The organism is Dactylosporangium salmoneum (genome assembly GCF_039532525.1).
GTDB lineage: Bacteria > Actinomycetota > Actinomycetes > Mycobacteriales > Micromonosporaceae > Dactylosporangium > Dactylosporangium salmoneum.
In genome coordinates, this window is sequence record NZ_BAAARV010000144.1 from 1 (window position 1) to 25,926 (window position 25,926).

28 protein-coding genes are annotated in these 25,926 nt (G+C 73.5%); 16 read left to right on the plus strand and 12 right to left on the minus strand.

What is annotated here, in order from left to right:
- The coding region (locus ABD352_RS56215) for a chitinase (RefSeq protein WP_344620925.1) at window positions 1-978 on the plus strand (978 nt) is incomplete at its 5' end.
- Between the two features lie 101 nt (window positions 979-1,079).
- Here the strand turns inward: ABD352_RS56215 and ABD352_RS56220 are convergent.
- From ABD352_RS56220 to ABD352_RS56235, 4 genes are read right to left on the minus strand one after another with little or no spacing between them, the layout of a single operon-like run.
- Window positions 1,080-1,556, minus strand: a complete 477-nt coding sequence (locus ABD352_RS56220; protein WP_344620926.1) for a MarR family transcriptional regulator — start codon at window positions 1,554-1,556, stop codon at window positions 1,080-1,082.
- Between the two features lie 57 nt (window positions 1,557-1,613).
- Window positions 1,614-2,585, minus strand: coding sequence for a sigma-70 family RNA polymerase sigma factor (locus tag ABD352_RS56225; RefSeq protein WP_344620927.1), 972 nt, complete (start codon window positions 2,583-2,585; stop codon window positions 1,614-1,616).
- Window positions 2,585-3,319: an SDR family NAD(P)-dependent oxidoreductase gene (locus ABD352_RS56230; protein ID WP_344620928.1), complete on the minus strand. Its 735-nt coding sequence runs from the start codon at window positions 3,317-3,319 to the stop codon at window positions 2,585-2,587. Before ABD352_RS56230 ends, ABD352_RS56225 begins: the two co-directional genes overlap by 1 nt.
- A 36-nt stretch (window positions 3,320-3,355) precedes the next feature.
- Window positions 3,356-4,300 carry an ArsR/SmtB family transcription factor gene (locus tag ABD352_RS56235; RefSeq protein ID WP_344620929.1) on the minus strand — a complete coding sequence of 315 codons (945 nt, stop codon included), beginning with the start codon at window positions 4,298-4,300 and terminating at the stop codon, window positions 3,356-3,358.
- A gap of 73 nt (window positions 4,301-4,373) precedes the next feature.
- Between ABD352_RS56235 and ABD352_RS56240 the strand changes: the two genes are divergently transcribed.
- The 6 genes from ABD352_RS56240 (at window position 4,374) to ABD352_RS56265 (ending at window position 10,894) form a co-directional block, all read left to right on the plus strand.
- Entirely contained in the window at window positions 4,374-5,570 is a 1,197-nt protein-coding gene (locus tag ABD352_RS56240) for an MFS transporter (RefSeq protein WP_344620930.1), read from the plus strand.
- Between the two features lie 130 nt (window positions 5,571-5,700).
- A complete protein-coding gene (locus ABD352_RS56245; RefSeq protein WP_344620931.1) occupies window positions 5,701-6,714 on the plus strand; it encodes a TauD/TfdA family dioxygenase in 1,014 nt (337 codons plus the stop codon).
- 77 nt (window positions 6,715-6,791) lie between these two features.
- Window positions 6,792-7,859: a cobalt transporter CbiM gene (cbiM, locus tag ABD352_RS56250; protein ID WP_344620932.1), complete on the plus strand. Its 1,068-nt coding sequence runs from the start codon at window positions 6,792-6,794 to the stop codon at window positions 7,857-7,859.
- A complete protein-coding gene (gene cbiQ, locus ABD352_RS56255) occupies window positions 7,856-8,779 on the plus strand; it encodes a cobalt ECF transporter T component CbiQ (protein WP_344620933.1) in 924 nt (307 codons plus the stop codon). Before cbiM ends, cbiQ begins: the two co-directional genes overlap by 4 nt.
- A complete protein-coding gene (locus ABD352_RS56260; protein WP_344620934.1) occupies window positions 8,776-9,543 on the plus strand; it encodes an energy-coupling factor ABC transporter ATP-binding protein in 768 nt (255 codons plus the stop codon). The genes cbiQ and ABD352_RS56260 overlap by 4 nt, the downstream gene beginning before the upstream one ends.
- A gap of 31 nt (window positions 9,544-9,574) precedes the next feature.
- The gene (locus ABD352_RS56265; protein ID WP_344620935.1) at window positions 9,575-10,894 is read left to right on the plus strand and encodes a L,D-transpeptidase; all 1,320 of its coding nucleotides are present in this window, start codon (window positions 9,575-9,577) and stop codon (window positions 10,892-10,894) included.
- Here ABD352_RS56265 and ABD352_RS56270 read toward each other — a convergent pair whose 3' ends face one another.
- Together ABD352_RS56270 and ABD352_RS56275 are read right to left on the minus strand one after the other, a co-directional pair.
- On the minus strand, window positions 10,895-11,626 hold the full coding sequence (locus ABD352_RS56270; RefSeq protein ID WP_344620936.1) for an NAD-dependent epimerase/dehydratase family protein: 732 nt from the start codon (window positions 11,624-11,626) through the stop codon (window positions 10,895-10,897).
- A gap of 24 nt (window positions 11,627-11,650) precedes the next feature.
- Window positions 11,651-12,532, minus strand: coding sequence for an SDR family oxidoreductase (locus ABD352_RS56275; protein WP_344620937.1), 882 nt, complete (start codon window positions 12,530-12,532; stop codon window positions 11,651-11,653).
- A gap of 84 nt (window positions 12,533-12,616) precedes the next feature.
- Here ABD352_RS56275 and ABD352_RS56280 point away from each other — a divergent pair, with 84 nt between their 5' ends.
- Genes ABD352_RS56280 through ABD352_RS56290 form a run of 3 tightly spaced genes read left to right on the plus strand, consistent with a single transcriptional unit; the run spans window position 12,617 to window position 15,804 of the window.
- The gene (locus tag ABD352_RS56280; RefSeq protein ID WP_344620938.1) at window positions 12,617-13,195 is read left to right on the plus strand and encodes a TetR/AcrR family transcriptional regulator; all 579 of its coding nucleotides are present in this window, start codon (window positions 12,617-12,619) and stop codon (window positions 13,193-13,195) included.
- 13 nt (window positions 13,196-13,208) lie between these two features.
- Complete coding sequence (locus ABD352_RS56285) at window positions 13,209-13,736, plus strand: AAA family ATPase (RefSeq protein WP_344620939.1); 528 nt, start codon at window positions 13,209-13,211, stop codon at window positions 13,734-13,736.
- A gap of 10 nt (window positions 13,737-13,746) precedes the next feature.
- Window positions 13,747-15,804 (plus strand): hypothetical protein, encoded by a 2,058-nt coding sequence (locus tag ABD352_RS56290; RefSeq protein WP_344620940.1) that lies wholly within the window; start codon window positions 13,747-13,749, stop codon window positions 15,802-15,804.
- A gap of 496 nt (window positions 15,805-16,300) precedes the next feature.
- On the opposite strand, the gene ABD352_RS56300 is transcribed toward ABD352_RS56290, so the two are convergent.
- From ABD352_RS56300 to ABD352_RS56315, 4 genes are all read right to left on the minus strand, one after another.
- Window positions 16,301-17,221 (minus strand): glycoside hydrolase family 16 protein, encoded by a 921-nt coding sequence (locus ABD352_RS56300; RefSeq protein WP_344620941.1) that lies wholly within the window; start codon window positions 17,219-17,221, stop codon window positions 16,301-16,303.
- A gap of 163 nt (window positions 17,222-17,384) precedes the next feature.
- On the minus strand, window positions 17,385-17,972 hold the full coding sequence (locus ABD352_RS56305) for a zinc ribbon domain-containing protein (protein ID WP_344620942.1): 588 nt from the start codon (window positions 17,970-17,972) through the stop codon (window positions 17,385-17,387).
- Between the two features lie 17 nt (window positions 17,973-17,989).
- Window positions 17,990-18,619, minus strand: a complete 630-nt coding sequence (locus tag ABD352_RS56310) for a hypothetical protein (RefSeq protein WP_344620943.1) — start codon at window positions 18,617-18,619, stop codon at window positions 17,990-17,992.
- A 61-nt stretch (window positions 18,620-18,680) separates the two neighbouring features.
- Entirely contained in the window at window positions 18,681-19,631 is a 951-nt protein-coding gene (locus tag ABD352_RS56315; RefSeq protein WP_344620944.1) for a hypothetical protein, read from the minus strand.
- 149 nt (window positions 19,632-19,780) lie between these two features.
- Here ABD352_RS56315 and ABD352_RS56320 point away from each other — a divergent pair, with 149 nt between their 5' ends.
- The 3 genes from ABD352_RS56320 to ABD352_RS56330 all read left to right on the plus strand — a co-directional run bounded on the left by ABD352_RS56320 (window position 19,781) and on the right by ABD352_RS56330 (window position 21,816).
- The gene (locus ABD352_RS56320; protein WP_344620945.1) at window positions 19,781-20,410 is read left to right on the plus strand and encodes a TetR/AcrR family transcriptional regulator; all 630 of its coding nucleotides are present in this window, start codon (window positions 19,781-19,783) and stop codon (window positions 20,408-20,410) included.
- A 188-nt stretch (window positions 20,411-20,598) separates the two neighbouring features.
- Window positions 20,599-21,018: an ASCH domain-containing protein gene (locus ABD352_RS56325; RefSeq protein ID WP_344620946.1), complete on the plus strand. Its 420-nt coding sequence runs from the start codon at window positions 20,599-20,601 to the stop codon at window positions 21,016-21,018.
- 102 nt (window positions 21,019-21,120) lie between these two features.
- Complete coding sequence (locus ABD352_RS56330; RefSeq protein WP_344620970.1) at window positions 21,121-21,816, plus strand: MBL fold metallo-hydrolase; 696 nt, start codon at window positions 21,121-21,123, stop codon at window positions 21,814-21,816.
- Window positions 21,817-21,921: 105 nt separating this feature from the next.
- Here the strand turns inward: ABD352_RS56330 and ABD352_RS56335 are convergent, their stop codons facing one another.
- Together ABD352_RS56335 and ABD352_RS56340 are read right to left on the minus strand one after the other, a co-directional pair.
- Window positions 21,922-23,769 carry a hypothetical protein gene (locus ABD352_RS56335; protein ID WP_344620947.1) on the minus strand — a complete coding sequence of 616 codons (1,848 nt, stop codon included), beginning with the start codon at window positions 23,767-23,769 and terminating at the stop codon, window positions 21,922-21,924.
- A complete protein-coding gene (locus tag ABD352_RS56340) occupies window positions 23,754-23,888 on the minus strand; it encodes a hypothetical protein (protein ID WP_344620948.1) in 135 nt (44 codons plus the stop codon). The genes ABD352_RS56335 and ABD352_RS56340 overlap by 16 nt, the downstream gene beginning before the upstream one ends.
- Before the next feature lie 50 nt (window positions 23,889-23,938).
- On the opposite strand from ABD352_RS56340, the gene ABD352_RS56345 reads away from it, so the two are divergent.
- The 3 genes from ABD352_RS56345 to ABD352_RS56355 all read left to right on the plus strand — a co-directional run bounded on the left by ABD352_RS56345 (window position 23,939) and on the right by ABD352_RS56355 (window position 25,917).
- Window positions 23,939-24,328 (plus strand): PPOX class F420-dependent oxidoreductase, encoded by a 390-nt coding sequence (locus tag ABD352_RS56345; protein WP_344620949.1) that lies wholly within the window; start codon window positions 23,939-23,941, stop codon window positions 24,326-24,328.
- A 174-nt stretch (window positions 24,329-24,502) separates the two neighbouring features.
- Window positions 24,503-24,829: a beta-galactosidase small subunit-related protein gene (locus ABD352_RS56350; protein ID WP_344620950.1), complete on the plus strand. Its 327-nt coding sequence runs from the start codon at window positions 24,503-24,505 to the stop codon at window positions 24,827-24,829.
- Window positions 24,830-24,978: 149 nt separating this feature from the next.
- Complete coding sequence (locus ABD352_RS56355) at window positions 24,979-25,917, plus strand: Dyp-type peroxidase (protein ID WP_344620951.1); 939 nt, start codon at window positions 24,979-24,981, stop codon at window positions 25,915-25,917.
- Window positions 25,918-25,926 lie beyond the last annotated feature (9 nt).

A 25,926-nucleotide genomic window follows, 5' to 3' on the forward strand; every position in this document is an offset into this window, starting at 1 on the left:
TGGACCTGCGGCGGCGGCGCCAACCAGAAGTGGACGCTGCCCGGCGGCGGCCCCACCAACCCGCCCACCAGCACCCCGCCGACCACCACCCCGCCCGGCCCGGGCGCCATGGCGGCGGCACCGTACCTCTACGAAGGCTGGGGCAACCCGCCGAACCCGGCGACGGTCATGTCCGCAACCGGCGTCCGGTGGTTCACGATGGCGTTCATGCTCAACAACGGCAACTGCAACCCCCTCTGGGACGGTGGCCGCGCCCTGACCGGCGGGGTCGACCAGTCCACGATCAACACGATCCGGGCCAACGGCGGCGACGTCGTCATCTCGTTCGGCGGCGCGTCGGGCCCGTGGTTGGAGCACTACTGCACGAGCGCCACGGCGCTCGCCGCCGCCTACCAGAAGGTCATCTCGACGTACAACCTCAAGGCCATCGACATCGACATCGAGGGCACCCCGTACAACAACGCGACCGACCAGCAGAAGACCGTCGACGCGTTGAAGATCATCAAGGCGAACAACCCCGGCATCGTCCTGTACATCACGCTGGGCAGCGGCACCAGCGGACCGGACGCCTCGCTCATCAACCGGGCGGCGGCCTCCGGCCTCGTGATCGACGGCTGGGGCATCATGACGTTCGACTGGGGCAACTCGACCGGCAACCAGGGCGTGCTCACCACCCAGGCGGCCGACGGCCTCAAGAACCGCCTCAAGACCGCCTACGGCTGGAACGACGACACCGCGTACCGCCACGTCGGCATCTCGTCGATGAACGGCATCACCGATGAGGGCGCCCGCGTGACCGTGGCCGACTTCCAGACGATCCTGGCGTACGCGCAACTGCATCACATCGCACGCCTCACGTACTGGTCGCAGAACCGCGACCGGCCGTGCCCGGGCGCGTACCCCAACGACGACACCTGCAGCGGCGTGAGCCAGAACGCGTGGGACTTCACCCGGGTGTTCGCGCAGTACAAGGGATAAGGGATCCGAAACGGACGTTGGCCGCCCCGGCCCGTGGGCGGCCGACGTACCGGCTCGCCCCTGACGGCGGCGGGGACACGGTGCCGGATCGCGCAGGTTGCTCAGCCGTTGGCGAGGTCGTCCGTGGCGGTGCGGCCGGCCTCCGTCGCGTTGCGCAGGAAGCCGGCCAGCAGGTCGAGCTGCTCGTCCGTGTAACCGGCGCAGAGGTCGTCCATGGCCGTGTTCATCCCGGCGTACAGCTGGAAGAGCTCCGCGTTGCGGTCCTTCAGGGCGCGGACGGTCACCGCCCGGCGGTCGGTGGCCTCGGGGTCGCGCTCGCGGGTGACCCAGCCGCCCTTCTGCAGCCGGTCCAGGATGCCGGTCATGGTGGCCGGGTGCAGGCCGGTCTGGCGGGACAGGGCGGTCGGGCTCAGCGGGCCGAGGCGGTTGATGAGGTCGAGGCAGTAGAAGTCGACGTCCTTGAGGTCCAGGTGGGCGCCGACCTGGTGGTTGAGCAGCGACAGCTGGATGCTCAGCACGCGCAGCGACTCCTTGATGTCGTTGGCCGCGCGCCGGCGCCGTCTCGGCTCTCCCGTCATCCTCGATGTACTCCTCGAACCATATTTTCCCGGATCTGAATCGTATCCGTCCCGCGGTCACAGGGTCTGCGGCAGGCCGAACGGGCGGTACAGGGAAGGGTCACGGAAGGCCACGATCCGCGCGATGGCCGTGGGGGTCACGGTCAGCACCATGATGGCGTGGAAGTGGCGACGGTCGTACATGGCGGCCGCGGGCTGGCCGTTGGCCGCCGTGGGCAGCATCCGGTGGACGCCGGGCTCGACCAGCACTCGTGAGGCGAGGAAGCGGCGGATGTTCGACCGGCCGGCGAACCACGTGGGGGTGGGAGGCATCTCCAGTACCGCATCCTCGGTCAGCAGCCGGGTCAGCGCCTCGACGTCGGCCCGCTCGAACGCCGACGCGTAGCGGTCCAGCAGCTCCCGCCCGGCGGCCGGCTCCACCGTGGTGTCCTCGGTGGGGGAGGCCTCGCTCAGCTGCGTGCGGGCCCGCTGCAGCAGGCTCTTGACCGCCGGCACCGACACGCCGAGCAGGGCGGCGACCTCGGCCGCGGGCAGCCGCAGCACGTCGCGCAGGATGAGCACGGCGCGCTGGCGCGGGGGCAGGTACTGCAGGGCCGCGACGAGAGCCAGCCGCAGCCCGGCCCGTGCCGTCACGATGCTTGCCGGGTCGCCGCCCACCAGCCGGTCGGGCAGCGGCTGCAGCCACGGCACGTCCGGCGGCGGGGCGACCGGGCCCTCCGGGTCGTCGGACGGCGCGCCCAGCCCGGCCGGCAGCGGCCGGCGCCGCCGTTGCTCCAGCGCGGTGAGGCAGGCGTTGGTGGCGATGCGGAAGAGCCACGTGCGCAGCGACGCCCGGCCCTCGAAGGACTCCCTGGCCCGCCACGCGCGCAGGTACACCTCCTGGACCAGGTCCTCGGCGTCGTGCACCGAGCCGAGCATGCGGTAGCAGTACGCCAGCAGCTCGGCCCGGTGCGACTCGGCCGCACCGAAAGCCTCGGGAGAGGCCGAAGGAGAGGCCGACGGGAGGGCCGCAGGGAAGTGGGCGGACATCAGTCGGCGATCAATCCGCCGGTCAGGTTGAGGATCGCGCCGGTCATCGCGGCGGCCCGGTCCGAGGCGGCGAACACCGCCGCGTCGGCGATCTCGGCGACCGTGGGCAGGCGCTTGCGCAGCGTCCGCTCGGCCATGCGGGCGTGGAAGTCGTCCCCGGTGATGCCGTAGGCCTCGGCGTGCAGGCCGTAGACCTCGGTGAGCTGGGCCGTCTCCGGCATGCCGGCCGCGTTGAGGCAGACCACCCGCACGCCGTGCGGGCCGAGCTCCGCGGCCAGGCCCCGCGACATCGCCTCGACCGCCGCCCAGGCCGGGGCCATGCCGCCCATCAGCGGCACCGCGGTGCGAGACGGGCTCGCCGTGATGGTCAGGATCACCCCGGAGCCCTGGCCGATCATGCGCCGGGCCGCGGCCCGGGCGGTGATGAAGCTGGACCGCGGGTAGGCCGCGAGGGGCCGCTCGAAGGCCTCCACGGACAGCTCGGCCGGCCGGGTGCCCTGGATGCCGGCCTGCGGCAGGCTGGTCGCGTTGAAGGAGATGTCGATGGAGCCGGCCTCGGCCAGCACCGCGTCGGCGTGGGCCTCGACGGCGGCCTCGTCCAGGGCGTCCACGACGGTGATGCCCGGTGCCGGCGTGCGCCCGGTGCGGAACACGCGGATGCCGTCGGCCTCGAAGGCGCGGGCGACCTGGTCGCCGACCGCTCCGCCCGCCCCGTAGATGATTGCGTTCTTCATGCCCGTACCGACCCGGCGGCCTCCGGAAAGGAACCGTCAGGAGAGTGTGAGGAGCGACTCACCGACGGCGGTGCGGGCGTACAGCACCGAGCGCCCCGCCCGGTGGGCGCTGACGATGCCGGCGTCGCGCAGCGCGGTCAGGTGCTGGGAGACGCCGGCCGCCGAGGTGCCGGTGCGGCGGGCCAGCTCGGTGGTGGAGGCGGGGGCGTCGAGCTCGGTCAGCAGGCGGGTGCGGAACCGGCCCAGCACGGCGGCGATGGCCTCGGCGCGTTCGGCCGGGCGGCGCTCCCACAGCGCGCCGGTGCCCCGGGCCGGGTACGCCAGCTGCGGCGGGGCCGGCGGCCGGGACCACGTGAGCACGCGCTTGGCGAAGACGGAGGGGACCAGCAGCAGGCCGGGGCCGGTGGCCTCGCGGGACAGGGCGCACTGGCGGCGTACCAGTCGCAGGGTGTTGTCGTCCCAGCTCACCGTCGAGTGCAGGTCGTTGAACAGGTGGGCCGCCCCGCGCTCGGCCACCTGCCGGGCGCGGTGGAACACGTCGGCGTCGAGGAGGGCCTTCACCCGGGCCCAGTAGGGGGCGATGGCGAGGTCCCAGTACGCCTCGATCTCCTCCACCAGCCTGGGCAGGCGCAGTGGGCGCGCGACCGGGGTGCCGAGCTTGTCGAGGTCGGCTTGGACCTGGTCGGCGGGGGTGGAGCGGATCGCGGCCAGTTCCTCGGCCAGGGTCGGCGCCGGGACCGGGGGGAATGGGGTGAGGAAGTCGGGCAGGTAGGCGCGCTCCGGCGGCAGGAGCTCGGCCAGCCGGCCCGTGTCGAGGCCGGCACTGGCCACTCGCGGTCGCACCTGGTCGAGCCACGGCTGGTGGACCGGGTGCGGGGCGCCGGCGGCCAGCAGGCGGAAGCTGTTGACGACCTCCCACATCGGCGAGACCGCGAACCGGGTCAGTGCGAGGTCGTCGGCCGTGAAGACCAGGTCGGACACTGTCTGCCCCCGTGGATTCGTTCCTGGCTTAATCAATGGTGGCGAGCATAGCGCGGCCCGCACGATGCCGATCATGTTCTCGACCTTCGGCGGGCTGCCCCGGGCGGCCTGGATCGTCTTCGCCGGCACCGTGGTCAACCGGCTCGGCTACGTGATCACCCCGTTCTTCGTGTTCTACCTCGGCGCCCGCGGCGTGCCGACCGCGCAGGTGCCGATCGTGCTCGGCGCGCTCGGCGCCGGAAACCTGGTCGGCGCGGCGCTCGGCGGCCTGCTCGCCGACCGGTTCGGCCGCCGCCCGACGATGCTGGCCGGCCTGCTCGGCACCGCCGCCGCCCAGGGCCTGCTGTTCGTGTCCCCGAACGTCCCCGCCCTGGCCCTGTCCGCCGTCCTGCTCAGCGCGGCGGGCTCGATGGTCGGCCCGGCCGCGAGCGCCCTGGTGACCGACGTGGTCCCGGCGGTGCGGCGGCGGGTCGCGTTCTCGCTGGTCCACTGGGCGGTGAACATCGGCACCGCGGTCGCCGGCATGCTCGGCGGCTTCCTGGCCGAGCGCGGCTACTGGCTGCTGTTCGCCCTGGATGCCGCGACCTCCCTGGCCTACGCCGCCATCGTCGCCCTGCTCCTGCCCGCCGGGCGCACGCCCCGCGTCTCCACCCCGGCGGCAGGCGCCGGCTACGGCGTGGTCCTCCGCGATCCCCTGATGCGCGCCCTGCTCCCGCTGTTCGCCGTCGCGGTGATGATCTACTCCCTGACCGAGGTCGGCCTGCCCCTGGCGATTCGCGACGACGGGCTGTCCGCGACCACCTACGGCCTGATGGCCACGCTCAACGCGGTCCTCGTCGTCGTGCTGCAGCCCGTCGCCACGCACGTGTTCGCGGGTGTACGGCAGGTGCCGCTCTACGTCGGCGCCAGCCTGCTGGTGGCGGCGGGCGTCGCCCTGACCGGCGTCGCGAACACTCCTTGGGCCTTCGCCGGCACGGTCGTGCTCTGGTCCGTCGGCGAGGCGCTCATCGGTGGCCTGCCCGGCGCGATCGTGGCGTCGCTCGCCCCGGCCGAGGCCCGCGGCCGGTACCAGGGCGGCTACCAGTGGACGTGGGGCGTGGCCCGGTTCGTGGCGCTGAGCGCGGGCACCGCCGTCTACGCCGCCGCCCCTTCGGCCCTGTGGTGGCTCGCCCTGGCCCTCGGCATCGGCGCCGCCGTTGGAGTGGCCACCCTCGCCCCGGCGATCACCCGCCGCACCGCCGCCCCCGCGAAGGCGCTGGTCGCCGTGTGAGGACTACGCACGCAGGGCGGCCGGTTGTCGGTGAACAGCCCGCCGACGGCAGTCTCCCGCCGCCGCAGGGGGCTTCGTGGCAAGATCGACATCATCCGCCGTTCACGCACGGGTGGCAGGGTGGCTCCCCATGGAGCTGCCGTTCCCGCCCGTGTGGTTGCGCGACAACTGCCCGTGCCCGGCCTGCCGCGACCCGCACAGCGGCCAGAAGCCGCACACCGTCGCGGATCTCGACCCGGACGTCACGGTCCGGTCGGTCGCCGGGGACGAGCAGACCGTCGCCGTCACGTTTTCGGACGGGCACCGGTCCGTGTTCGACCGGAACTGGTTGCGCGCACACGAACGGGCCGACGACGCCGGGGACGGGCGGACCGAGCGGGGCAAGGACCTCTGGGACCAGGTCGAGCCGCCGGAGGCCGGCTGGGCGGCGTTCAGCAGGGACCCGGCGCCGCTGTTGCGTGCGCTGTGGCGGACCGGCTTCGCGCTCGTGCGCGACACCCCGGTCGAGGAGGGCACGGTGCTGGCCGTGGCCCGCGCCTTCGGGCACGTGCGCACCACCAACTACGGCGAGCTGTTCGACGTGCGGATCGAGCCGGACCCGGCGAACCTGGCGTTCACCGCGCGGGCCATCGCCCCGCACACCGACAACCCCTACCGGGACCCGGTGCCGACGCTGCAGCTGCTGCACTGCCTGCGCGACGCCGCGGCCGGCGGGGAGTCGGGCCTGGTGGACGGGTTCCGGGCCGCCGTACTGCTGCGGGAACGGCATCCCGGTCACTTCGCGGTGCTCTCGGGCACGCCGGTGACCTTCGCCTGGGGGCGGCTGCGGGCCCAGCGGCCGATGATCGGGGTGGATGAGCGCGGCCGCATCCGCGAGATCCGGTACAACAACCGCTCGCTGCAGGCCCTCGCCGGCCCGCCGGAGGCGCTGGCCGCCTTCTACGCCGCCTACCGGGCCTTCGACGACCTGCTCAACCGTCCCGGCGCCATGGTGACGTTCAAGCTCGCCCCCGGCGACTGCGTGATCTTCGACAACACCCGGGTGCTGCACGCCCGCACCGCGTTCGGCGGCCGCGCCGAGCGCCACCTGCAGGGCTGCTACGCGGACCTCGACGCCGTGCAGTGGGTCACATCGGCGCCGTGAAGGCCTCATGCCCGCGTTTTGCTATTGCAAATAACTTGCGATAGCGAAAGACTGCCGTCGACACCAAGGAGGCGGTCGTGCACATTCCGGACGGATACCTGAGCCCGCAGACCAGCGTCGTGTTCGGCGCCGCGATGCTGCCGCTGTGGTGGCAGTCCGCGGCGCGGGTGAAGAAGGTCGTCAAGAGCCGTTACGTGCCCCTCGTCGCGCTCGGCGCGGCGTTCTCGTTCGTCGTCATGATGTTCAACATCCCGATCCCCGACGGCACCACCGCGCACGCGGTCGGCGGCGGGCTGATCGCCATCCTGCTCGGGCCGTGGGCGGCGTGCATAGCCGTGTCCATAGCCCTGCTCATCCAGGCCCTGTTCTTCGGCGACGGCGGGATACTCGCGTTCCCCGCCAACGCCTTCAACATGGCGGTGGTGCTGCCGTTCGTGGCCTACTGGACGTACCGGCTGCTCACCAGGAACGCCTCGCTCACCTCGGGGCGGCGCGTGTGGGCCGGCGCGGTCGGCGCCTACGTCGGGCTCAACGCCTCGGCCCTGGCCGCCGCGGTCGAGTTCGGCATCCAGCCCGACCTGTTCCACAAGGCCGACGGCACCCCGCTCTACGCGCCGTTCCACCTCTCGCAGACCATTCCCGCGATGATGCTGGCCCACCTGATCATCGCCGGCGTGGTCGAGGGCGCGCTCACCGGCGGCGTGGTCGCGTACCTGCAGCGGGCGAACGTGCCGCTGCTGCGCATCAACGCCCCCGAGGTCCCGCTCACCGACGCCGAGGTTCAGCGCCGGCCGGTCAGCCCGGTCCGCGCCGCCCTCGTCACGCTCGGAATCATGGCCCTGATCAGCCCGCTCGGCCTGCTCGCGCCCGGCGGGGCATTCGGCGAGGACGCCCCCGAGGACCTGGACCTGGCCAAGTACAAACTCGGCGCCGTGCCCGAGGGGCTGCAGCGCTACACCGACTTCTGGGGCCGGACGCTGCTGCCGGACTACGGGGGCGGGAGCTGGTGGCAGTACATCCTCAGCGCGTTCATCGGCGTGGTGGTCGTCGCCGCCGTGGTCTTCGGCCTCACCTGGCTCATCGGGCGCCTGCGCGGCGGCGAGCGGGAGGCGGCCGACCTCGACTCCCCGCCGGTGCGGTCGTGACCGCGCCCGCCTGGCTGCTGCAGCCCGAGGTCGGGCTGTGCCCGTGCGGCTGCATCGGCAAGCGCCGCAAGGGCAGCTTCGTGGCCAAGACCCTGGCCGGGGCGACCGGCGTGCTGCGGCAGGCCATCTTCTCCGAGGACGTGGCCGCCGGGCCCGGCCTGCTGCAGCGGCTCGACCCGCGGGTCAAGCTCGTGACCATGGTCGGCCTGCTGGTCGTCGTCGCGCTCGTGCACTCGCTGCCGATCCTGGCCGGGGCGTACGTGGCCACCGTGGCCCTCGCGGTCGCGTCCGGGCTGTCGCTGGGGTTCTTCATCAAGCGGGTCTGGCTGTTCATCCCCATCTTCACCGGGATCGTGGTGCTGCCGGCCACGCTGTCCGTGGTCACGCCCGGCGACGTGCTGCTCCCGCTGTGGCACTGGCACGGACACACCCATGGCGTCACCGAGCAGGGGCTGCACGGCGCCGGGATCATCGTGACCCGGGTGGCCACCTCGATCTCGCTCGTCGTGCTGCTCACCCTGACCACGCCCTGGGTGCGCCTGCTCGCGGCGCTGCGGGCGTTCGGCGTGCCGAAGATGTTCGTGCTCATCATCGGCATGGCCTACCGGTACCTGTTCCTGCTGCTCGACGCGGTCGACGACATGTACACCGCGCGCAAGGCCCGCACGCTGGCCTCCAGCGCCGGGCGCGGCGAGACCGAGGCGGGCCGCCGGTTCGTGGCGGCCGGCGCCGGTACGCTCTTCGGCAAGGCCCACCAGCTCTCCGAGGAGGTCCACCAGGCGATGACCGCCCGCGGTTACTCCGGCAACGCCCGGACGCTCAGCGGCTTCCGGCTGCGCGGCGCCGACCTCGCGTTCACGCTCGGCGCCGCCGCCCTGGCCGCGGCCATCCTGGTCGCCGACTACAAGGTTGGACGATGACCACGGTCTTCGAGTGCACGGACCTGCACTATTCGTACCTCGAACGCTTCCCCGCCCTGGACGGCGTCTCGCTGCGCGTCGGCCAGGGCGAGACCGTCGCGCTGCTGGGCGCGAACGGCTGCGGCAAGTCGACCCTGCTGAAGCTGCTCGACGGGCTGCTCTTCGCCGACCGCGGCACCTTCACCGCGTTCGGCGAGGAGGTCACCGAGGACAAGCTCGAGGACGAGCAGTTCAACCACGGCTTCCGGGCCCGCGTCGGCTTCGTCTTCCAGAACTCCGACGCCCAGGTGTTCTCCCCGTCGGTGCGCGAGGAGATCGCCTTCGGCTGCCTGCAGCTCGGCCTGGACCGCGCCACCGCCGCTGCCCGGGTCGACGACGTGCTGGCCATGCTCGACATCGCCGACCTGGCCGACCGGGCGCCGTTCCAGCTCTCCGGCGGGCAGAAGAAGCGGGTGGCCATCGCCTCCGTGCTGGTCATGAACCCGGAGGTGCTGCTCTTCGACGAGCCGACCGCCGCGCTCGACCCGCGCACCCAGTTCTGGCTCATCGAGCTCCTCGAGCAGCTGCGCGCGGCCGGCAAGACCATCGTCCTGGCCACCCACGACCTGGACACGCTGCCCGACCTGGCCGACCGGTGCGTGGTCTTCAGCGAGCAGCACCGCATCGTCGCCGACGCGCCGACCGCGGAGGTGCTGGACGACCGCGGCATGCTGCTGTCGGCCAACCTCATCCACGGCCGGGCAGATCGTTTAAGGAAGACGTAAACTTTCGCGGCTCGCCGTGCGTCTTCATGGTGTGCGCTTCACCCCCTCCTCGTTGAAGGCCTACGCCATGCTTCGTGACGCCCGGACCAGCCGGCGCTCCGTCATCGTCGCCGGGAGCGCGGCCGTGCTGGCCGGCTGCACCACCGACGGCAAGTCCCCGCAGTCCTCGGGGCAGGGCCCCGGCGGGCCGTCGGCCTCGACCGGCCCGAGCGCCCCGCCGGTGACGGCGCAGATCACCGCGCCGGCCGACGGCGCGGCCAACCTGCCGGCGGCCATGGAGGTCGCGGTCACCGTGGCCAACGCCAACAAGACCGAGGTCGTGTTCCTCGACGCGGCCGGCGGGCGCATCGCGGCGGTGCCGCACCAGGTCCCGGGCTCGTGGGTGCCGGCGCAGCAGCTGCAGTACGGCACCGCCTACCAGGCCCAGGTCACCGCGACCGGCGCCGACGGCACGACGGCCACCGCCAGCACCAGCTTCACCACCATGAAGAAGCCCGGCAACCTGGCCAAGGTGACCACCGTCGTCGCCGACGGCCAGACCGTCGGCGTGGCCATGCCGTTCATCATCAACTTCGGCGTCGACGTGGCCAAGGACCAGCGGGCCGCCGTCCAGCAGCGCCTCAGCGTGGTCAGCGAGCCGCCGCAGGAGGGCGCCTGGAACTGGTTCACGCCCAAGGAGGTCCACTTCCGGCCGAAGGACTACTGGCAGCCCGGCACCCGGCTCACCCTGCGGGCCTCGCTGGGCGGGATGCCGATCGGCGGGAAGTGGTACGCCGAGAAGGACCTCACCGTCGCCCTCACGGTCGGCCGCCTGTTCCTCATGGAGGTCGAGAACCGGACACACCAGCTGACCGTCACCCAGGACGGCCAGGTCGTGAAGACGATCCCGGTGAGCAACGGCCGCCCGGGCCACCCCTCGGCCAGCGGGCACATGATGATCATGATCAAGAACGAGTGGGAGTGGTTCGACTCCTCGTCCTTCGGCGTCCCGTCGGACTCGAAGGACGGTTACCGCCTGAAGGTGTACTGGCCCCAGCGCCTGACCTGGGACGGCGAGTACTTCCACTCGGCACCCTGGTCCGTCGGCGACCAGGGCAAGCGCAACGTCTCCCACGGCTGCACCAACCTGTCGCCCGCGAACGCGGAATGGCTGTGGAAGCAGACCCTGATCGGCGACCCGGTGATCATCCGCAACACCGAGGAGCACGTGAAGTGGGGCAACGGCTGGACCGACTGGGACGTGCCGTGGGAGCAGTACGTCAAGGGCAGCGCGGTGCCGTACCAGCCCCCGGCGTCGCCTTCGGCGTCGGCGTCGCCGTCAGCGTCGGCGTCGGCCGCGCCCTCGGCGTGATCAGCTCCGGTGGGCGATGCCCCACTTCGGGTGGGTCGCGGGCGGGCCGGTCAGGTCGTCGGGGAGGTCGGTGAACGCCGCCGAGTCGTCCCGCGGGGCGTAGCCGGGGAGGGCGTGGGCGTACACCTGCGGCGTGTTGGCGGACACCCCGTGGAACGTGCCGAACTGGAGGTCGGCGGCGAGGGCGGCGGCGACGAACCGGTTGAGGTCACCGGGACTGAGCCAGCCGCCCCGCCAGCTCCGGCCGAGCGGACGGTCGCGCACCCCGCCCAGGCGCAGGCACACGACCGTCAGGCCCCAGATGTCGGCGTAGCAGCGGCCGAGCTGCTCGACGAGGACCTTCGTGGCGCCGTACGGGCAGCAGGCGTGCGGCGGCATGTCCTCGGTGACGAACGTCCGGCCCGCGTCGAGGTGGCCGGCGACCGCATGCAGCGACGAGGCGAGCAGCACCCGCGGTACACCGGCGGCCACCGCCGCGTCGAGCACGTTCACGACGACGTCGGCGTTGGGCGAGCGCAGCCCCGGCCAGGGCGTCTGCGGGTCGGCCTGGCCGGCGAGGTGGACGATCGCGTCGGCGCCCCGCACGACCTCGCGGCAGAACCCCGCATCGGCGAGGTCCCCGGTGACGATGCCGGGATGGTCGGGGTGCGGCACCCGGTCGGTGCGTCTGATCGGGCCGGGCAGGTCGAGCAGCCTCGCCACCCCGCCGGCCGCCCCGGTGATCAGGATCATCGCAGGATCATGTCACGCCCGCCGTCAGGGCTGGATGTTCTCCAGGTCCTCCAGGAGGCTCGGGTGCTTCGGCTCCCAGCCGAGCGCCGTGCGGGTGTGGGCGCTGGATGAGGGCTGGTCGGTCGCGAAGATCGGGCCGAGGGGGCCGTAGGTCTGCGCCGGCACCGCCTCGACCGGCAGGCCCAGCCGGCGGCCGATGACCTCGGCGATGTCGCGCACCGCGTCGCCCTCGTCGGCCACGGCGTGCCAGGAGGTCCCGGCCGGCGCCAGCTCAAGGGCCAGCCGGAAGAGGGTCGCCGCGTCGAGCGCGTGCACGGCCGGCCAGCGCTGTGCGCCGTCGCCCGGGTAGCCGGACACGCCGGTCTGGCGCGCGATGCCGGTCAGCAGGCCGGCGAACCCGCCGTTGCCCTCGTTGTGGACCGTCCGCGGCAGGCGCACGGCGGCGCTGCGGACCCCGCGCGAGGCCAGGCCCAGGACCCCCATGACCGCCAGGCTCCGGCCGCCGACCGGCCCGTCGGTCGGCAGCGGGTCGGCCTCGGTGGAGGCGCGGCCCGGGGCGTACGGCGTGCCCGAGCACGTGACGAACGGGCGGTCGGTGCCGACGAGCGCCTCGCCCAGCGTCGCGAGGGCGGCGCTCTCCTCGGCGACCGCCGCCGCGACGGCCTCGGCGCTGCTGAAGTCGTTGCTGAAGGCGAGGTGGATCACCCCGTCGGCCCGGGCGGCGCCGGTGCGCAGGACGTCCAGGTCGGCGAGGCCTCCCCGCAGCGGCTCGGCGCCGGCCGCCTCGGCGGCCCGTGCGGACGCGTCGGAGCGGGCGAGCGCGAGGACGGTGTGGCCGTTGCCGAGCAGCTCGGCGACGACGGCGGACCCGATCAGACCGGTGCCACCGGTGACGAAGACGCGCATGGGACTCTCCCCAAGTGATGGGACTCTTGTCCCGTCACACTACCAGGTCGACGGGACAAGAGTCCCATCACCTATGATCGGAGTATGGGCCGGTGGGAACCAGGTGCACGCGAACGCCTCGTCCTGGCCGCCGTCGACCTGTTCGTCGAGCAGGGCTACGACGCCACGACGGTCGCGCAGATCGCCGAGCGCGCCGGGGTCACGAAGAGCACCTTCTTCCGGCACTTCCCCGACAAGCGCGAGCTGCTGGTGGCCGGCCAGGAGACCCTCAGCCGGCTCCTGGCCGAGGGCATCGCCGAGGCCCCCGCGGGCGCCACCCCGCTCCAGGCGGTCGCCGCCGGCCTCGAGCGCGCCTCGAGCATGATGGGCCCCATGAACCGCGAGCTCGCCCCGCGCCTGAAGGCCGCCGTGGCCGCCAGTGCCGAGCTGCAGGAGCGCGACGCCCTGAAGAGTGTCGGCCTCGCGGCGGCGATGACCACCGCCCTGGTCGCCCGCGGCGTGCCCGAGTCGACCGCGGCCATTGCGGGGGAGCTGGGCGTCCTCGCCTTCAAGCGGGGCTACGCGGAATGGTCCGAGGGCGACCGTGCCGCCAATGACGACCTGGCCCGCTACACGCTCGCGGCCCTGGACGAGCTGCGGGCGGCGAGCGCAACGCTGGGCTGACCAGGAGGAGCGGATGAGGGTCGGGGTCTCCGGCACGCACGGGACCGGGAAGACGACGCTGGCCGAGGCGCTCGGCGCGCACCTGCCCGGCCATGTGGTGGTCGACGAGCCGTATTACCTGCTCGAGGAGGAAGGGTACGAGTTCGGCTTCCCGCCGTCGGCGCAGGACTACCGGGCGATGCTGGCCCGCTCGGTCCGGGCCCTGGGCTCGCCGCTGCCGGACGTGGTCTTCGACCGGACGCCGTTGGACTACCTGGCGTACCTGGCCGCGGGCGGCGCGGACCCGGCGGACGAGTCCGACGCCGCGGCACTGCGCCGGGCCTTCGCGGGCCTGGACCTGCTGGTCATCACGCTCACCACACCGATGCTGCCGGCCGCGGAGATGCCCGGGCTCCGGGCGGGCATGCAGGACGCGCTGCTGGACCTGCTCTACACGGACCCGCTGGAGGCATGGGAGGACGTGCCGGTGCTGGAGCTGAGCGGCCCGCTCGACGGCCGGGTGGACGCGGTCCTCGCCGCCCTGGGCGGGCCGAGGTCGTAGGCTGCGAGGCGTGCTCGATGGTCTTGACGCGATCGCCTGGGGCGAGCTGTCGCACGCGTACGGCGAGGCGGACGACACGCCGGAACTGATCCGGCAGGCGGGGGCCGAGGACGGGGAAGCGGCCTCGGCGGCGATCTCCGAGCTGTACGGCAGCATCTTCCACCAGGGCACGGTCTGTCCCGCCACGGTGGCCGCCGTACCGTTCCTCGCCGAGCTGGCCGCGGCGGGCGCCACGCACCGCGCGGACCTCGCCTGGATGCTGGGCATGCTGGCCGACGACCGGCAGGCCTACGGGGAGTCCCTCCCGTGGGTCCGGGCGGCGGTGGCGGCCCGGCGGGAGACCCTGGTGGCCCTGCTCGACGACGCCGACCCCGAGGTCCGCGAGGCCGCGGCCTACGCCGCCGTGAAGGCCGGCGCGGGCGCCGGGCCGCTGTGGCGGCGCTGGGCGGTGGAGGACGCACCGGCGGCGCGGGCCACGCTGGCGCTCGGGCTGGGCGAGGTGGATGCCGCCTCCGCCGGGGGCGCGCTGGCCGGCGCCGTCCTGCGCGGTGACCCGCCGGTGCGGGTGGCCGCCGCGCTGGCCCTGCTCCGGGCCGGCCTGGACTGGCCGGCGGGCACGATCCCTGGCCTGGTCGCCGCGGTCGACGACGGAGCGAAGATCCCCTATGCCTGGGCCCGCGGAGCGGAGTGGTCGGAGGAGCTCGTGGTCGCCCCGCCCGCCCCCGTGGCGGTCGAGGTCGCGCGGCAGATGCTCGGGTCCGCCAGCCCGGTCACGCGCCGGGCCGGGCTCTGGGCCCTGCGGCAGCGCTGCGACGTCAGCCGGTCCGCGCCGCCGATGTTCGTGCCGCTGGTGGGGCCGCTGCTCGACGACCCCGACGCCGGCGTGCGTGAGGGCGTGATGGACGTCCTGCGCCAGGCGGGCGCGGCGGCCGGGCAGTTCGCCGACGTGGTGGCCGGTGCCGCCGCCCGCTTCCCCGAAACGGCCGGGGAGCAGGGGTTCACGGTCGAGTACCGGGCGGTCGAGACGCTGCACCGGCTCGGTGACCCGCGCTGGGTCGAGCCGGTCTGCGTCGCGGCCGCCCCGGATCGCCCGTTCCGGTTCGCGCCCGGCGCCGTCCGCCCGACTCCGCAGGTCGTGGCCGCGGTCGGGGAACGGCTGGCCGCCCGTCCCGCCGACGCCGAGGTGCTGGCCGGGCTGATCGGGCACTGGGGCGCGGCCGCTGCGCCGCTTTTGCCGGAGCTGGTCGCGGCCGTGCCGCACGCCGGTGCCCAGGCCGCCGGGGTGCTGCTGATGCTCGGCCACGACGATGCCGCCGCCCTGCCCTTCTGGCGCACCCGGGCGGCGGAGGGGGGCGACCTGCAGGCGGCCCTGGCGGTCCGCCGGCTGACCGGGGACACCGGCGCGGTGCTCGACGCGCTGCGCGCCCTCCTGGCCGGCGACGTGTGGCTGCGGCAGACGAACATGCCGGACCTCGGCGAGCTTGGCGAGGCGCTGGCACCCCTGCTGCCCGTCGCGGCGGCGCACCTGACCGGCACGGCCGATCGGATGCATCCGAAGCGGGACAAGCAGGTCCTGGCGGCCCGGGTGGTCGCGGCCGTGTCCGGGCCGGACGGCGTGCTGCCGACCGTGGAGGCCGTGCTCGCCGGCGGGCGCACCCCCGCGCGGCACGCCGCGGACTGCGTCGCCGACCTCGCGCGCGCGTTCCCGGCGGCGGTGGCGCACCTGGAACCGCGGCTGCGCGACCGGCTGGACGACCCCTGGAACCGGCTGGCCGCCGCCCGGGCCCTGGCCCGGCTCGGCGTGCCCACGGCGGAGCTGGCCGGGCCGCTCGGCCGCGGCATCACCGACTATGCCGGCCGGCTCGCCCTTCCGATCATCGTGGAACTGGGCGCGGTCGAGACGATCCCCGCCCTGGAGGAGTTCCTCGGTCGGGATGGCCGCTCGGGCGCCATCGCTTCCGCGGACGACCTCGTCTGGGCCGACGAGCTGCTCCAGGAGCGGGTCCGGGAAACGATCGCGCGCCTCCGCGCGTTGTCCGCGGCGGATCAGGATGCCGCCGATCGATAGCGTTCGTGTGTCCCTCCACGACCTCGGCTTCTTGCTGACGTCGCCCCACTGCGCCTGCGGGAGCTGGGCGACGTGCCGGTTGAGCGCGCCGCACAGGGCCGCGTTGGATGCGAGCGACCCGGCGCAACCGAAGACGTCGCTCGTGGAGACGTTGTAGCCGAGGGACGACGTGTAGCTCTTGAAGTAGTTCTGGTACTGGCCGCCCGGCTGGAACGCGGTGTCCTTGCTCGGCGCGAGGATCCGGTACGGCGCCTGGACCTGGGCGAGGTGCTTGAACTGCGCCGGCATCGCGTCGACGAACTCCTGGAACGTGGCGTTGCGGCCCTGCGCGAAGACGGCCTGGGTCTCGCCGACCGTCGACTCCTGGCCGCCCTTGGTGTGCACGCGCAGGGCGAGCTTCAGGCCGAACCCGTCGACCCGCGTGGGGCGGCGAGGAGCACGCCGGCGGCGGCCACCGCGGCGCAGACGCGCGCGGTGATGCGGGTCATCCCGGGCCCTACTTCCGGTAGACGGCGACGTAGTCGATCTTCATGGCGTGGCCGCCGGCCGTGGCGGCGTTGGGGCCGCCGCCGAAGGCGCCCGGGAAGCCGCCGCCGATGGCGAGGTCGAAGATGATGAAGAACGGGTGGTCGACCGCGTTCGTCCAGGTCGCCGCGGGCACCTGGTTCGCGTTCACCGTGAAGTAGTTGGTGCCGTCGCGGTACCAGCGGATCTGCTCCGGCTTGACCGAGCGGTCGACCTGCACCGCGTACGTGTGATAGCCCGTCTGGCACCCGCTGCAGGCGCGCTCGCCGCTGCCGATGCCGGTGGACTCGTTGCACGGGCCGCCCGGGTTCGTGCCGCAGTGCAGCGTGCCGAAGACGGAGCTGCGGCCGTTGACGTCCTCCATGATGTCGATCTCGCCGGAGGTGGGCCACGGGGTGCCGGTGCGCAGCGTGGAGCCGAGCATCCAGAACGCCGGCCAGTAGCCCGCGCCGTTGGCCGTCGTCACGTCCGGCTGCCAGACCGCGGCCTTGACGAGCAGGACCCCGCCCGCGCCGGCGCCGAACGTCGCCTTGGTCTCGATCCGCCCGGAGGTCCAGCCGGTGGCCGGGTCGGTGCCGGCGTGCTTCGCCTTGATGACCAGGTGGCCGTTGCCGTCGCGGTAGACGTTCTGCGTACTGCTGGTCATCGTCTCGATCTCGCCGGTGCCGAAGCTGCTGCCCGGGCCGGTGTCGTACTGCCAGGCGTCCGTGTCGACGCCGGTGTTGGCCGCGCCGTCGAAGTCGCTGCTCCACACCTGGGTGAAGCCCGCGGGCGGGGCCGGGATCGCCGCATTCGCGGTGGTGCCGGGCGCCACGGCTCCCGCGGTCAGCAGGCTTACGACGGCCGCGGTCCTCGTCAACCTCGGGAGCCGCGGCGATGCTTGCATTGACATGGTCCTCTCCCACCATCCTGACGGGCCGTCCCGCCGCGGCCGCCAGCTGGGCAGGGAGTTTCCATCACGATAAAAGGAATTCATAAGGTTCCGTCAATACTCTTTTGTAAGAGTTCGGCAAGGAAAACGAGCGTCATTCTGTCGCCGGGTCCCGGCAGAATTGCTACGCCCGCGCGTCGGGAGGTGGATTCTCCGCCGGGTGGTAGCGGTGTTCGTGAGCGCCGCGGCGACGCAGGTCGGCGGTGCTTGCCGGGCGCCGGGCCTTGCCCGGATCGTCGAGCCCGGCCGCCAGACGTGCCACCGCGGCCAGGACGTCGTCCCGGTTGCGGGCCGACTTGAGCCACGCCGGCAGCGTCTCGATCATCGACATCGAGCAGCCCCCGTGCGCGCCGCGCTCACGCAGCCCGGCCGCCACGAACTGCGCCAGCAGGAGCAGATGCTCACGGTTGTACGCCCACAACAGGTGCCCGCGGACCGCCGTCGTCAGCGCCAGCGGCTGCCGGAAGAACGGGTCGACGGCCGCGCCCCACCACGACGATCCGCTCCGCGGCGACCACGTCGCCGTGTGCCCGCACGCGGCACACACCAACCGCCGCGCCCGGGTCGTCGACGGCCGGTCGTCGCCGGGAGCCCCGACCACGCGGGCGCGGGCAGCGCACTGCGGGCACACCACGTCGATCGGGTGCAGTGCCAGGTCGTACAGCGAATAGGCCGACGTCGGATCGCGGAAACGCGCCGCCTGCCCGGTCATCCCGCTCCGCTGCCGTCTCAGTGGCCGGTGGGCCACCACGTCTGGTCCCACGGCTGTGGCGTGTGCGTCAGCCACGGCAGCATGACCAGGATCGCCACCCACGGCAGGATCCCCACCAGCAGCGGCGTCGGTCGGGCCCGCCCGTACCCGCTCAGCCGGAACACCGGCGAGCCGGTCTGCGGCCGGGGCGGCGGCTCGTCCGCGACGGTGACCGTGCCGCCGCTGAGCTCCCGCACCGCGGCCGCGGCGTCCGGGCCATCGGGAATCGGCGCCATGTACGGCCGGTCCCGCTCACCGGCGAGCACGAACAGGCACCGCTGGCTGCCGAGGTACGCGATCCACGCCGCCCTTACGTCGGACCAGGCCACGTCGGTCAGGTCGGGCGAGATCGCCAGCGCGCGCAGCCGGGGCCCGCCGGCGGTCAGCTCGGCCGGCGGCGCCGTCAGGGTGGTCACGAACGCGATCAGGCCGATGAGACCGGTCACCCCGAACACCACGAACACCACGAACACGAAGCCACCCCGGACGCCGAGCGCCAGGGAGTAGGCGACGATCAGCGCCCGGAACACGAGCGTGACCGCCAGCGGGGCGGCCGCCCGCCAGCGCGAGCGCACCAGCACGAACCGCGCCACATCGGTATCTGACACGACATCCCCCGAAGTGATGAGTCGCCGCATCGTGCCAGATGCGCGAACGTCGATCAAGCCGTCAGGTGTTCGCTATCGGGAGGACACGGATCACGTCGGCGCGGGTTGCGCCCGCGACCTCGATCTCGCCGGCCACGGAGAGGGCCAGGTGGGCGAAGGCGGGGGCCAGGCCGCGCAGCGCGTCGAGGGGGTCGCCGTCCGCCTCGTACGGTTGGATCCGCAGGCTGTTGATCCTCAGGGTCTCCAGCTGGGGCAGGATCGGGGAGTCGGCGAGCGCGCGGAGGGTGCCGAGGTCGCCGGCGTCGAACTCGGACCGGCCCAGATCGAGGTGCCGCAGCCGGGGGTACCCGGCCGGGTCGAGCTCCTCGAGCTGTTCGGCCGGGCACGCGGTGCCGAACACGTCGGTGCGGATCTCCAGTTGCAGCGTGACCAGGCCGGGTGCCTTGGCGGGAAAGATCCCGCCGTGGGCGAGCAGCGCGCCGCGCAGGCGCAGGTCGGTGAGGCTTTCGCTGTCGATGTCGTCGAAGAGCAGGCCGCCGGCGGCGGTCAGCTCACGCAGCGCCGGGAGCGCTTGCCACATGCCGTTGCGGGCGTCGTCGACGAAGCCGTCGTGCAGCCGGCTCAGCGGGTCGATGACGCCGCCGGTCGAGGTGTGGTGGTGCTCGTAGAGATGCTCGAAGTCGTGGCCGAAGTACAGGATGGTCAGCCGCTCGCGCGACCGCGTGGCCAGTGCCTGCGCGGCGCGGCGCGCGGAGTGGTGGAAGTCGGTGAGGTGCAGTTCCAGCCGGCGCAGGCCGGCCGCGGCCGGGTCGGTGAGCAGCGCCTCGATCAGGGCGGCCTCCCACTGCTCCGGATCGGCGGCGTCCGTGCCGAGCCGCCGCACCAGTGCCCGGCGGCCCGCGGCCGGGTCCGGGGCCAGCCGGAACACGGCCTCGTCCAGCCGGCCGCCGGACCAGGTCAGCCGCCAGGAGCCGTCGGCGCGCAGCTCGTCGAGGTTGGAACCGTTCGTCACGGCCGCATCGTATGTGCCGGGGGATGGTCCCCGGGCGGTCACGCCTCTGCGAGGGCCACAGGATTCCCCTACCGAACAGTAGGTCGAGAGTCCATGCTGAGCTCGTCCAAGCGCTACGATCAAGTTTTTGAGCAAGGAAGCAGGTGCGCATGCCGCCCTCGAAGGCTGCCCCGAAGAAGACCGACGCACCGCTCAACGGGCGGCGGTCGCGCGACCGTGAAGTCATCGAGGCTGCCGTGAAGCTGTTCTGGGAGAAAGGCTACGCCTCTACGTCCGTCCAGGACGTCGCCGACGAGCTCGGCATGATGAAGGGCAGCCTGTACTACTACATCGACGGCAAGGACGACCTGCTCCGCAAGATCTTCGAGGACTCCCACCGTGAGGTGCAGGAGATCGCCGAGCGCCATCGCGCCGCCGATGGCAAGGCCGTCGACCGGCTGCGCGCCTTTTTTGAGGAGTACGCCCTCTGGTGCCTCACGCACCTGCAGCGCGCGAGTCTCTACGCGCGGGAGTGGCGGCACGCGAGCGAAGACCTGCGCGCATTGATGGCCGTGCAGCGCAGATACTACGACGAACTGCTGGTGCCGATGATCAAGTCCGCGATCGCGGAGGGGAGTGTGTCGGCGGACCTGGACATCCGGATGGCGAACTACTTCATCATGTCCGCGATCACCTCCATCCCGGACTGGTTCGACCCCGCCGGCAAGCTCAGCGCGGACGCGGTCGCCAAGCGCTACGCGGACCTGGCGATGCTCGTCATCACCCGCAGCGCCTCCTGATCGACCATGACGCCGGACGGGTCGCTGACGCATCGACGCCGCCCTCGTCACCGGCCGATAGGTAGAACGCCGCCCGGAAGCAAAGCCCCGAGAACGGACTGCGTGCCTTGTGACCGGCGCTGTGTGGCCTGCTCGTGGACCGCACAATCGACTCGCCGAGGACCGGTTGGATCGCTAGCCTCGGGCCGGTGACCACCGACCACCTGCCCACGTTCGAGTTCGCCTTCCCCGGTCCGCTACGCGACAAGCTGGTCGCCGCCGTGCTCGACGGGACCAAGACCGCCACGACCGGCCTGCTCCAGGACTATGAGATCGACCGCGAGCCGCTGCCCGTCGTGGGAACCCGAGCGGCTGTGGTCGACTCCGCCGGTCGCCGGGTCGCGGTCATCGAAGTGACCGAGGTGCGCGTCAGCCGCCTTGGCGACGTCGACCTCGACCACGCCCGCGACGAAGGCGAAGGGGACGACTCGGTTGCCTCCTGGCGGGCCGGGCACGAGAAGTACTGGCACGGAACGGACTACCGAGGCTGGCTGGGCAACCCGGACTTCACAGTGCACGACGACACGCCGGTCGTGCTGCAGCGCTTCCGCCTCGTGACGGTGCTCTGAGCGCTGCACAACGGCGAGGTGAGCGTCCGCTGTGAGCGGATCCGCGCACAGCGAAGTGGGCTGCACCTGATTCGCGGCGGGCCGTAGCGTCGGGGTGTGGCGATGGTGGTACTGCATCCGCAGCTCGTGATGCTCGCTTTTCCGGTCGGGCAGGCGTACCTGTGGCACGGGCGGGACGGGCTGACCCTGGTGGACACGAGCGTGCCCGGGTCGGGGCCGCAGATCCAGCGGGTGATCGGCGAGCTCGGCTATCTGCGGCGCGATCTGCGGCGCATCCTGCTGACCCACTGCCACGAGGACCACGTCGGCGCCGCCGCCGAGCTGGCGGGCCGGCTCGACGTGGAGGTCGTCGCGCACCGGCTGGACGCGCCGGTCATCCGCGGCGAGGCGGCCGTGGCGCCGCCGGTGCTGTCGGACTGGGAACGGCGCCTGTGGGACCAGGTCCACGCCCAGATGTCCGACGAGCCGCCACCGCCGGTGCGGGTGGACCGCGAGGTCGACGACGGCGACGACATCGACCTGGGCGGCGGGGTGCACGCGGTGTGCGTGGCCGTGCCCGGGCACACCGCCGGCAGCGTCGCGTACTACCTGCCGGAGCCCCGGATCCTGTTCGCCGGCGACACCATCGCCGGCGGGCCCGACGGCGGCGTCATGCTCGGGGTGTTCAACGCCGACCCGGAGCGGGCGGCCGCGTCCTTCCGGCGACAGGCCGACCTCGACGCCGAGATCGCCTGCTTCGGGCACGGCCGGCCGCTGACCGGCGACGCCGCGACCCACCTGCGCGCCGCCGCTGCCTGAGTGCGCTGTGACCCAACGTGCGGGCCGCCGCTGCCTGAGTGCGCCGCGACCCGGTTGCGGGCCGCCGCCTGAGTACGCCGCCGAGGCGCCGAGGCGCCGAGGCGGTCATTCCGGCCGGATGCGGCCGAGCGCGGCGCGGGCGTCGCGCACCAGTGCCTCGTCGGCGAGGATGGGGTGCCGGGCGTGGCTGTCGATCAGGCGCTCGTCGCCGGCCAGGGCGGCCTCCAGGATCGGCAGCGCGGCGCCGGCGCGCGGGCCGATGGCGCCCAGGTACCGCACCGCCGCCCGGACCACCGCACTGGTCCGCCGGGTGCGCAGGGGCTCGATCGCGGCCAGCAGGACGGGGATCGCGGGCGCCGGGTCGCCGGTGATGCGCCACCAGGCGTGGGCGGCCTCGACCCGGTTCCAGTCGCCCGGGAACTCCAGGAGGCGGCGCACGTCGCCGGCGTGGCCGGCGGCGAGCGGGCCGAGGTCGGCCAGGAACGGCAGCATGGCTTGGCCCGGGCCCCGGCGGACGGCGCGGCCGAGGACCACCAGGGCCACGCGAGGATCGCCCGTGACCCGCCAGTGGGCCCACGCCGCGTCCTGCGTGCCGTGCCACTCGGGAGACCGGGCCCTGCCCACGGACGGGGGACGGCGCCGGCCGGTCGCGAGCTGGTCGAGGGCGTCGGCGGCCGGGCGGGCGTCGGGGCCGATGTGGCCGAGCGTGACGCAAACGCGGGCGGCGTGCACCGTGTCCAGCAGGGCGACGAGTTCGGGGACGGCGGCAGCGCTCGCCGGGCCCCAGGCGGCCAGGGCGGACAGGAGCGGGGCGGGCTCCGACGCGGGATGGCCGACGGCGTCGCGGATCGTGGGCAGCAGCTGCGGGAACGGGGTGAGGAGTTCGGCGGCCGCGATCGTGAGCGGCCAGTAGCACCGGCCAGAGATCCAGCTCGCCAGCCGCGGGACCGCTCCGGCGTCGCCCAGGCCGGCCAGGGCGGCGGCCGCGTGCAGGGCCGTCATCGGCTCGTCGCGCTCGGTCGCGGCGAGCAGTTGGCCGGTGTACGGGCGGACAGCCTCGCCGCCGGTCGCGAGGACCTCGGCGGCGAGCTGCGCGACCAGCGTGGACGGGTCCGACAGGGCAGCGGCCAGGGCGGCCCAGAGGCGGGGCATCGGCCGGCGCCAGCGGTTCAGCACGGTGGCCGCGGCCCCGGAGGCGCCTCGCCGCGCCTCCTCGGCGTTGCTGGTGAACGCGGCCAGCGCCGGCCGTTCGCCCTCGTCCGGATGCTCGGCGAGGCGCCGGGCGAGCCATCGCACCGTGCTGGAGGGGCCGCCGCGGGGCCGCCAAGGGGAGTCCCCCCACGGCTGGGGATCCTCGGACAGCACGTCGGCGGCGTGCTCCCCGAGCCCGGCGCCGCGCCGGGCGAGCGCCCCGATGGCGGCCAGCCGTACCACCGGGCTCGGGTGCCGCAGCCACGACGCGAACCACGGCGCCGGTGTCGAGCCGGGTGCCGGCGCGTGCCCGAGTTCGTCGAGCGCCCGGATCTGGCCTGCCAGCGCCGGCGGGTCCTCCTCGACGGCCGCCTGATCCCGGATCCGCCACGCCAGGCCGGACTCGCCGGTGACGATCTCGCAGATGGCGTAGGGGGCGACCCGCCGTACCAGGGGATCCGCATCGGCGACGAAGGTCGTCAGCGCCGGCAGGCCGTCCCGCAGCTGCTCGCCCACGGCCGGTGACCGGTCCGGCGCCCAGGTGTGCCGGTGGCTCCAGGCGATGCGGGCGATCAGCCGTACGAGCAGCGGGCGGTTGCCGTTGTCCGGCGCGGACGCCAGCTCGTACAGCCGGCGGACCAGCCACAGGCGCGCCGGGCCCCGCTCGATGCTGAACATCTGCCGCTCCAGGGCGGCGAACGCGCGCCGGCCGTCGCGGCCCGGGGCCAGCTCGGCCAGCAGGTCGGTCAGCGCGCTGTCCACCGGGCACTCACGATCCAGGCGCGGGCGCCGAACCAGACGCCGTCGTCCGCCATGTGGGCGGCCAGGACGCAGTGCGGTGTGTCGTCGTACCTGGACAGCTCAGCGTCGTGGCCGATCACCCTGCGTACCACCTCGAGCGGAAGGGGAGCCCAGGATATAGCCTGCGGTCGTGGATCTTCCCGAGGTACTGCTGCAGCTGCTGGAACGACCGAGTCTCTGCTATCTCACGACGCTCATGCCCGACGGGTCGCCGCAGATCACCCAGACCTGGGTGGACACCGACGGTGAGCATGTGCTGATCAACACCGTGCGCGGGCACCAGAAGGTGCGCAACATCGAGCGCGACCCGCGGGTGGCCGTGGCGATCGGCGACTCCGACGAGCCGCGGCGGTACTTCCAGGTGCGCGGGCGGGTCATCGGCATGACCGAGGAGGGCGCGGTCGAGCACATCGAGAAGCTCGCCCATCGGTACCTCGGCGGGCCCTACCCGTGGTTCGGCGGGCGCGACCAGATCCGGCTCCTGCTCACCATCGAGCCGGAGCGCGTCACCGGGCGCTGACCCGTGCGGTGGGAGTGCGGGCCTCGCGTCCACCGTGGACGGCCTGGCCACGCCCTGCGTGCCCGCAGGAGACACGCCGTGGCGCGTCCACCGTGGACGGCCTGGCCACGCCCTGCGTGCCCGCAGGAGACACGCCGTGGCGCGTCCACCGTGGACGGCCCGGCCACACCCTGCGTGCCCGCAGGAGACACGCCGTGCGTCTGCCCGCAGGCGAACGGCAACCGCGCCGACGCCCGGTGGGTGTGCCTCACCGCGCCGGACGGCACCGGGCTGCGGGTCGAGCGCCGTCGCATCGGCTTCACCGCCCGCCCCTGGTCGACCGCGGCCCTGGACGCCGCCCGGCACGCCACCGGCCTGGTCCGGTCCGACCGTGTCCACCTGCACCTGGACCACGCCCATCACGGGCTGGGCAGCGCCGCCTGCGGGCCGGGCGTGCTGCCGCGGTACGTGCTGGCCGCCGAGCCCGCGTCATTCTCCGTCGCCCTGCGCGTGCTGCGCTGAGCGAAGGGCGGCGCGCAGCAGCTCGTGATCTGGTCCGGTTCGTCGTCCCAGGCGCAGCAGCTCCCGAGCGTCATGGCCCGCGACGCTACGCGAATATCCCGGCCCGGGCCGGGTAGCAACCGCGGGCCGACGAGCGGGGAGGTGAACGGGTGGGCGCGCAGGTGACGCCGCAGGCGGTGCTGAGCCCGCTGACCCGGGCGGCGCTGTTCCTGGTGGCGACGATCGACGCGGGCGGCGAGCCGCGGGTGCGGGACCTGCTGGCGGACCTGGCCGGGCTGCAGCGCGCCGTCGGCTTCCGGGACCAGGACGGCCGGCTCAGCTGCGTCGCCGGGATCGGGTCCGACGCCTGGGACCGGCTCTTCGCCGGGCCGCGGCCGGCCGGGCTGCGCCCCTTCCGGGAACTGACCGGGCCGGTCCACACGGCCGTGGCCACCCCGGGCGACCTGCTGTTCCACGTGCGGGCCCAGCGGCCCGACCTGTGCTTCGCGCTCGGCGCCGAGATCATGGACCGGCTGCGCGGCGCGGTGACGGTCCGCGACGAGGTGCACGGGTTCAAGTACTTCGACATCCGCGACCTGCTGGGCTTCGTCGACGGCACCGAGAACCCGGTCGGCCCGGTCGCCGGCGCCGCCGTGCTGATCGGCGCCGAGGACCAGCGCTTCGCCGGCGGCAGCTATGTGACGGTCCAGAAGTACCTGCACAACCTCGACGCCTGGAACGCGCTGCCGGTGGAAGCCCAGGAGCAGGCCATCGGCCGCCGCAAGCTGTCCGACGTCGAGATCCCGGACGCGGCCAAGGCCACCGACTCGCACGTGGCCCTGACCACGATCGTCGACGCGGACGGCACGAAGCACCGGATCCTGCGCGACAACATGCCCTTCGGCGAGGTCGGCCGCGGCGAGTTCGGCACGTACTTCATCGGGTACGCCCGCACCCCGGCGGTCACCGAGCGGATGCTCGAGCGGATGTTCCTGGGCGCCCCACCCGCTCGGCACGACCGCATCCTGGACTTCTCCACCCCGGTGACCGGCTCGCTCTTCTTCGCCCCGAGCGCGGACCTGCTGCACGCCCAGCCGGCCGCGCCCTGAGGCAGCGGT

Excerpts from the sequence above, each read along its gene's own strand:
- ABD352_RS56220 (WP_344620926.1), bottom strand. The coding sequence starts at position 1,556 with ATGACGGGAGAGCCGAGACGGCGCCGGCGCGCGGCCAACGACATCAAG.
- ABD352_RS56225 (WP_344620927.1), bottom strand. The coding sequence starts at position 2,585 with ATGTCCGCCCACTTCCCTGCGGCCCTCCCGTCGGCCTCTCCTTCGGCC.
- ABD352_RS56230 (WP_344620928.1), bottom strand. The coding sequence starts at position 3,319 with ATGAAGAACGCAATCATCTACGGGGCGGGCGGAGCGGTCGGCGACCAG.
- ABD352_RS56240 (WP_344620930.1), top strand. The coding sequence starts at position 4,374 with ATGTTCTCGACCTTCGGCGGGCTGCCCCGGGCGGCCTGGATCGTCTTC.
- ABD352_RS56245 (WP_344620931.1), top strand. The coding sequence starts at position 5,701 with ATGGAGCTGCCGTTCCCGCCCGTGTGGTTGCGCGACAACTGCCCGTGC.
- ABD352_RS56260 (WP_344620934.1), top strand. The coding sequence starts at position 8,776 with ATGACCACGGTCTTCGAGTGCACGGACCTGCACTATTCGTACCTCGAA.
- ABD352_RS56270 (WP_344620936.1), bottom strand. The coding sequence starts at position 11,626 with ATGATCCTGATCACCGGGGCGGCCGGCGGGGTGGCGAGGCTGCTCGAC.
- ABD352_RS56275 (WP_344620937.1), bottom strand. The coding sequence starts at position 12,532 with ATGCGCGTCTTCGTCACCGGTGGCACCGGTCTGATCGGGTCCGCCGTC.
- ABD352_RS56280 (WP_344620938.1), top strand. The coding sequence starts at position 12,617 with ATGGGCCGGTGGGAACCAGGTGCACGCGAACGCCTCGTCCTGGCCGCC.
- ABD352_RS56285 (WP_344620939.1), top strand. The coding sequence starts at position 13,209 with ATGAGGGTCGGGGTCTCCGGCACGCACGGGACCGGGAAGACGACGCTG.
- ABD352_RS56300 (WP_344620941.1), bottom strand. The coding sequence starts at position 17,221 with ATGTCAATGCAAGCATCGCCGCGGCTCCCGAGGTTGACGAGGACCGCG.
- ABD352_RS56305 (WP_344620942.1), bottom strand. The coding sequence starts at position 17,972 with ATGACCGGGCAGGCGGCGCGTTTCCGCGATCCGACGTCGGCCTATTCG.
- ABD352_RS56320 (WP_344620945.1), top strand. The coding sequence starts at position 19,781 with ATGCCGCCCTCGAAGGCTGCCCCGAAGAAGACCGACGCACCGCTCAAC.
- ABD352_RS56330 (WP_344620970.1), top strand. The coding sequence starts at position 21,121 with ATGGTGGTACTGCATCCGCAGCTCGTGATGCTCGCTTTTCCGGTCGGG.